General features: G+C 70.4%; 4 protein-coding genes. All 4 read right to left on the bottom strand.

The genetic code is table 11. From position 1 onward, the window contains the following. Positions 1-105: 105 nt before the first annotated feature. Entirely contained in the window at positions 106-1506 is a 1401-nt protein-coding gene (locus tag ACFWY9_RS35430) for an amino acid permease (RefSeq protein ID WP_378330363.1), read from the bottom strand. Positions 1507-1911: 405 nt separating this feature from the next. After that, positions 1912-3276 (bottom strand): aspartate aminotransferase family protein, encoded by a 1365-nt coding sequence (locus ACFWY9_RS35425; protein WP_378340908.1) that lies wholly within the window; start codon positions 3274-3276, stop codon positions 1912-1914. A gap of 107 nt (positions 3277-3383) precedes the next feature. Then, positions 3384-4847: a PLP-dependent aminotransferase family protein gene (locus ACFWY9_RS35420; protein WP_378330336.1), complete on the bottom strand. Its 1464-nt coding sequence runs from the start codon at positions 4845-4847 to the stop codon at positions 3384-3386. Positions 4848-4907: 60 nt separating this feature from the next. Then, entirely contained in the window at positions 4908-6023 is a 1116-nt protein-coding gene (gene ald, locus ACFWY9_RS35415; RefSeq protein ID WP_378330337.1) for an alanine dehydrogenase, read from the bottom strand. Positions 6024-6121: the final 98 nt, after the last annotated feature.

Here is a 6121-nt window from a genome sequence, read left to right as displayed (position 1 = left end):
CCCACAAGCCACGCCCCACCCCCCGGGCGCGGCGGCGCCCGGGCGCGGCGCCCCGCCCCCGGCCGCCGCCCCCCGGAGGGGGCGCCGCCCGGGCAGGGGAGCGGGTCAGGCGAGGTCGGTGCCCGGGGTGTTCCGGAGTCGTGGCAGGGGAGTGTCCGGCGTGGCCGGAGGCGCCTCGGCGGACGGCGACGCGGGTGCCGGGGGAGCGCCGCGGCGGCGGCGGACTTCGTAGCCCACCAGGATCAGGACGAGGGTCACCGCGCTGAGCCAGAACTGCGAGCGCGTGGTCGGCAGCACCGCCATCGCCCCGATGACCAGCACCATCAACGCGATCGTCGCGTAGCTCAGCCACGGGAACAGCCACATCTTCAGAGCCAGCTTGCCCGGGTCCTCACGCTGCAGCCGACGGCGGAGCGTGACCTGAGCCAGCGCGATCGCCAGGTAGACGAACAGCGCGACGGCGCCGTAGGAGTTCACCAGGAACTGGAAGATCAGATCCGGCGAGGTGTAGGCGGCGATGACCGAGGCGTAGCCGACGACCGTCCCGGCGAGGATGGCGCGGCGGGGGACACCGCTGCGGGACAGCCGCGTGAACGCCCGGGGCGCGTCGCCGTGGTGGGTCAGCGCGAACAACATCCGGGACGAGGTGTACAGCGCCGAGTTCAAACAGGACAGCACGGCGGTGAGCACGATGCCGTTCATGATGGTCGACACCGCCGGGATGCCCAGGACGTCGAGCACCGCGGCGTACGGGCTGACAGCGGTTTCGGGGGAGTCCCAGGCCTTGATCGCCACGACCACGAACACCGATCCGACGTAGAACAGCACGACGCGGAAGATGATCGACCGCATCGCCTTCGCGATGGCCTTCTTCGGCTCGGCCGACTCGGCCGCGGCGATGGTGACGATCTCCGCCCCGGTGTAGAAACCGATACAGGGCACGACGGCCGCCAGTACCGCGCCGATGCCGAGCGGGGCGAAACCGCCGTGGGACACCAGGTTCGACACGCCACCGTGCGAGCCCGGCCAGATGCCGAACAGGTACAGCGCGCCGAGCACGAGGAACACGATGATCGCGACGACCTTGATCGAGGAGAACCAGTACTCGAATTCGCCGTAGGAGCGCGCGGAAACCATGTTGGTGCCGGTCAGCAGCACCAGCAGGCCGAGGCTGAGCACCCACAGCGGTACGCCGGGCAGCCACAGCTGCAGGATCCGCCCGCCCGCCACGGCTTCGACGGCCACGACGATGACGAAGAAGTACCAGTACATCCAGCCGACGGCGAACCCGGCGCGGTTGCCCATCGCCTCCCTGGCGTAGACGTAGAACGAGCCGAGCGCGGGCTTCGCCACCGTCATCTCGGCCAGCATGCGCATGATGAGCACGGTGATCAGGCCGGCGATCAGGAACGAGATCACCGCGGCGGGCCCGGTCGCCTGGACGACGACACCGCTGCCGACGAACAGTCCGGCACCGATGACACCGCCGAGCGCGATGAGGTTCATGTGCCGTTGTTTGAGCCCCGGTTTCAGTCCGCTGGGCCGGGCGGGTTCGGACATCGAGCTCACGTCTCCTCCAAGTCGCGGCACCGTTGCCGCTGGGCTGCTGGGAGCTTCGTTTGTGGTTCCCGTCACCGTAGGTACTGACTGGGCCCGGTACGAGAGCCAGTTACGCCGTGGCCGAGGGGTCCAGATGGCGACCGACTCTAGCGCGCGCGACAGGTCACCGGAGGTGATCCCGCAGTCCGGGATCGTGACCGATTTCCTCTGCTCCACAGGAATATCCGAGCCGGAGCGCGCAGCGTGAGCGTCCACAATGTACTCACATCGTGATACGGCCTTGACCGGGTAACAAAAACCGGGTGGGGCTGCCGAAGCATCGGCGGCCCCACCCGGGAGAAAGAGGGACGATCAGGGCTGGACGGCCTTCTCGACGTCGGTGAGCATCGCGTCGACGCCGTGCACCAGCTCGGCGAGTTCGGCCTCGCCCGCCACGAGCGGCGGCGAGATCATCAGCATGGTCGCGCCGCGGTCGTCGCCGCGCAGGATCACACCGGTGCGGCGGAACGCCTCGGGCAGCACCTCGCGCAGCACCTTGAGCGACTCGGCTTCGGTCAGCTCCCTGCCGCTCCGGTGATCGGCCATCAGCTCGATCGCGTAGAAGAACCCGGTCCCGCGGACGTCCTTGACGCAGCGGTGGGAGTCCTTGAGCGCGTGCAGCGCCGTGGACAGCCGCGGTGCCTCCTCCCGGACGTGGTCGAGGACGTGCTCGTCGCGCATCGCGGTCAGGTTCGCCACCGCGGCGGCGGTCGCCACCGGGTGCCCGCCCCAGGTCGCGCCATGCGTGAAGACACCGCCCTTCGGCGAGTCGTACAGCTCGGTGACCAGCCGCTCACGCACGATCAGCCCGCCGAGCGGCGCGTACCCGGACGTCGAGCCCTTGGCGAAGGTGATCATGTCCGGGACGACGCCGGTCAGGCCGTGGCCGAACCAGTGCCCCAGCCTGCCGAACGAGCAGATCACCTCGTCGGAGACCAGCAGGATGCCGTACTTGTCGCACAGCGCCCGCACCGCGGGCCAGTAGCCGTCGGGCGGTACCAGCGCGCCCCGGCCGTTCTGCACCGGCTCGGCGAACAGCGCCGCGATCGTTTCCGGGCCCTCCTCGAGGATGACGTCCTCGATCGCCTTGACACAGTCCAGTTCCCCGGCGGGCCCGCAGTCGCCGAGCAGGCCCAGGGTGTTCGGCACGTGCCGGACACCCGGCAGCAGCGGGCCGAACGGGTCCTTGATCTTCGGCAGGCCGGTGACCGACAGGGCACCCAGTGTGGTGCCGTGATACGCCATGTCGCGGGCGATGATCTTCGTCCGCTCCGGCCTGCCCTGGCTGCGGTGGTACTGACGGGCGAACTTCAAGGCCGACTCGACCGCTTCGGAGCCGGAGTTGACGAAGAACGTGGTGCCCAGGTCTCCGGGGGCGAGTTCGGCGATGAGCGTGGCCGCCTCGATCGCCGGATTGTGCGCCGAACCCCAGTTGCTGGCGTAGGCGAGGGTGCTCACCTGGTCGGCGACGGCCTTCGCGACGTCTGTGCGCCCGTGCCCGATGTTCACGCAGAACAGCCCGGCGAGGCCGTCGAGGTGGCGGCGGCCCTCGGTGTCGACGAGGTGGCAGCCCTCGCCGCGCACGAACACCGGGAAGTCGCTGTCCCAGGTGTCCTTGCGGGTGAAGTGCGGGCCGAGATGGCGGCGAGCCTGCGCTCGCAGCTGGGTGACGTCCACCGGAGACCTCCTTCAAGGCGCGAGTGTGTGCTTCGACTCTCGCAACCGCGCTGGTCCGAGGCCCAGCACCAGAAACGTGCGTTCCGACGGGTCCAGATGGGGCCGGGTCAGCCGCCGAGGAGTTCCCGGCAGGCCTGGCCGAGCAGGCGGATGCCCGGCTCGATCGCGCGTGGCGGGATCGCCGCGAAGCCGACCCGGAAATGGTTGCGCGGCGGGTCGTCACCGATGAAGAAGATGTCCCCGCCCTCGATGAGGACGCCGTCGCGTTCCGCGCGTTCGGCGAGGCGGCGACAGTCCAGTGTGGACGGTCCGGTCACCCACAGGCTCACCCCGCCCGGTGGGTACGGGCCCTGCGGCCACGGCAGGTGTTCGGCGACCGCCGCGCGCGTCGCCTCCCATTTGCGCATCAGCTTCGTCCGGTAGCGGCGCAGCGACCGCTGGTACTCGCCGCTGTCGATGAGCAGGGCCATGGCGCGTTGCAGGTGACCGGGCGGGTGCCGCAGCACGTAACGGCGGATCTCGCGCAGCTCACGGACCAGTTCGCGCGGGGCGGCCAGATAACCCAGTCGCAGCCCGGGGGAGAGGAACTTCGAGAACGTGCCGAGATAGACGACGTCGCCGGAGCCGTCAAGCGCTTTCAGCGCGGGCGTCGGACTGCCCTGGTAACGGAATTCGCTGTCGTAGTCGTCCTCGACGACCACCGTGCCGGCCGCCGCGGCGAGTTCGAGCAGGCGACGGCGGCGGCCGATGCTCAGGGTGACGTTGGTCGGATGGTGATGGCTGGGCGTCAGGTACAGCAGATCGACGCCGGTGAGTTCGTCCGGCGGGCGCAGGCCGCTCTGGTCGACGTCCAGTCCGCGCACTCCGGCACCGGTGCGCAGGAAGATGTGCCGCGCGTCGAGGTAGCCGGGGTTCTCCATCGCCACCGTCTGCCCCGGTCCGAGCAGCGCGCGCCCGAGCAGGTCGAGGCCCTGCTGCGAGCCGACGGTGATGAGCACCTCGGCCGGGTCGGCCTCGATTCCGCGGGCGGGGAGCAGATGCTTGCACACCATCTCGACCAGCATCGGGTCGTCCGAGCCGACGCTGTCCTGCAGCGCCGGGAAGACGTGCGGCCGGTACAGCGCGTCGCGCAGGCACCGGGCCCACGACCGGGCCGGGAACGCGGTGACGTCCATCTGGCCCGCCACGAACGGATAGGGGTAGGTGTGCCAGTCGGCGCGTTTCTCGACGTGCGGCACGTCCGCGTCGGGGTAGCGGCGGACCCGGGCCCGCCAGTCGATGCGGGACCGGGTCGTGCGTTCCTGCACCGCGCGGTGCGGCCGCATCTCCGCGTTGACGAACAGGCCGCTGCGCTCCCTGCTCTCCACGAACCCCTCGGCCACCAGCTCCTGGTAGGCGAGGTTGATCGTGTTGCGGGAGACGCCGAGTTCGGCCGAGAGTTCCCGGGAACTGGGCAGCCGGTGTCCCGGGTCGAACGTGCCGACCGCGATGCCGTGCTCGATAGCGCGCCGTACCTGGCGGTACAGCGGCTCCGGCGACGACCGGTCGATTTCGATCAGCGTACGGGGCACCGTTGCTCCTCGCCGAGGTCCGGGGCGAGGAGCAACCTAACCCGAACGGACGTCGCCCGGCTAGCCCAGCGCGGTTTCCGGCGCGACGGCGGTGAGCCCGTGGGCGGCCGCGACCGGCTCCGAGGTCAGCGCGCCGTCGACGGTGCTGACACCGCCGCGCAGCTCCGGGCGCCGGTCGATCGCCTGGCGCAGACCGCCGTTCGCCAGCTCCAGCGCATACGGCAGGGTCACGTTCGTCAGCGCGTGCGTCGAGGTGTGCGGCACCGCGCCCGGCATGTTCGCGACGCAGTAGAACACCGAATCGTGCACCCGGAAGGTCGGCTCCGCGTGCGTGGTCGGGCGGGTGTCTTCGAAGCAGCCGCCCTGGTCGACGGAGATGTCGACGAGCACACTGCCCGGCTTCATCCGCGAGACGAGGTCGTTGGACACCAGGCTGGGCGCCTTGGCACCGGGCACCAGCACCGCGCCGATCACCAGATCGGCCTCCAGCACGGCCGCTTCGATCGAGTAGGCGTTCGCCGCCGCCGTCCGGATGCGTCCCTGGTACATCCGGTCGGCCGCGCGCAGCTTGTCGACGTTCTTGTCGAACAGCACGACGTCGGCCCAGCTTCCCGCCGCGCCCGCCACGGCGTTCATCCCGGCGACGCCCGCGCCGAGCACCACCACCCTGGCCGGGGCCACGCCGGACACCCCGCCGATCAGCACGCCGCGGCCGCCGTTGGCCCGCATCAGCGTCTGCGCGCCGACCTGCGGCGCCAGCCGCCCGGCGACCTCACTCATCGGGAACAGCAGTGGCAGGGACCCGTCCGGCAGCTGCACGGTCTCGTAGGCCACCGACGTCGTGCCCGCCGCCAGCAGCGCTCGCGTGCACGGCTCGCTCGCCGCGAGGTGCAGGTAGGTGAACAGCAGCTGGCCCGCGCGGAGACGACCGTACTCCTCTTCGACGGGCTCCTTGACCTTGAGGACGAGTTCCCCGGTGGCCCAGACGTCGTCGGCGTGCTCCAGCACCTTCGCGCCCGCGGCGACGTAGTCCTGGTCGGCGATCGACGAACCCTCGCCCGCGCCACGCTCGACGAACACCTCATGCCCTGCCGAGACGAACTCGTGCACGCCGGCCGGGGTGAGGGCCACCCGATACTCGTTGTTCTTCACTTCCCGGGGAACACCGATCCGCATCTCCCGCTCCCATCCGCTGTCACCGTAGCTGTCGGACCCGCTGAGCTTGGGTGACGGCTGGCCTGGTCAGAAGGACCAGAACGCGCCCGTTCGAAGGG

It is taken from the genome of Amycolatopsis sp. NPDC059027 (assembly GCF_042739735.1).
Lineage (GTDB): Bacteria > Actinomycetota > Actinomycetes > Mycobacteriales > Pseudonocardiaceae > Amycolatopsis.
This window is presented reverse-complemented; position numbering and strand designations above follow the sequence as displayed.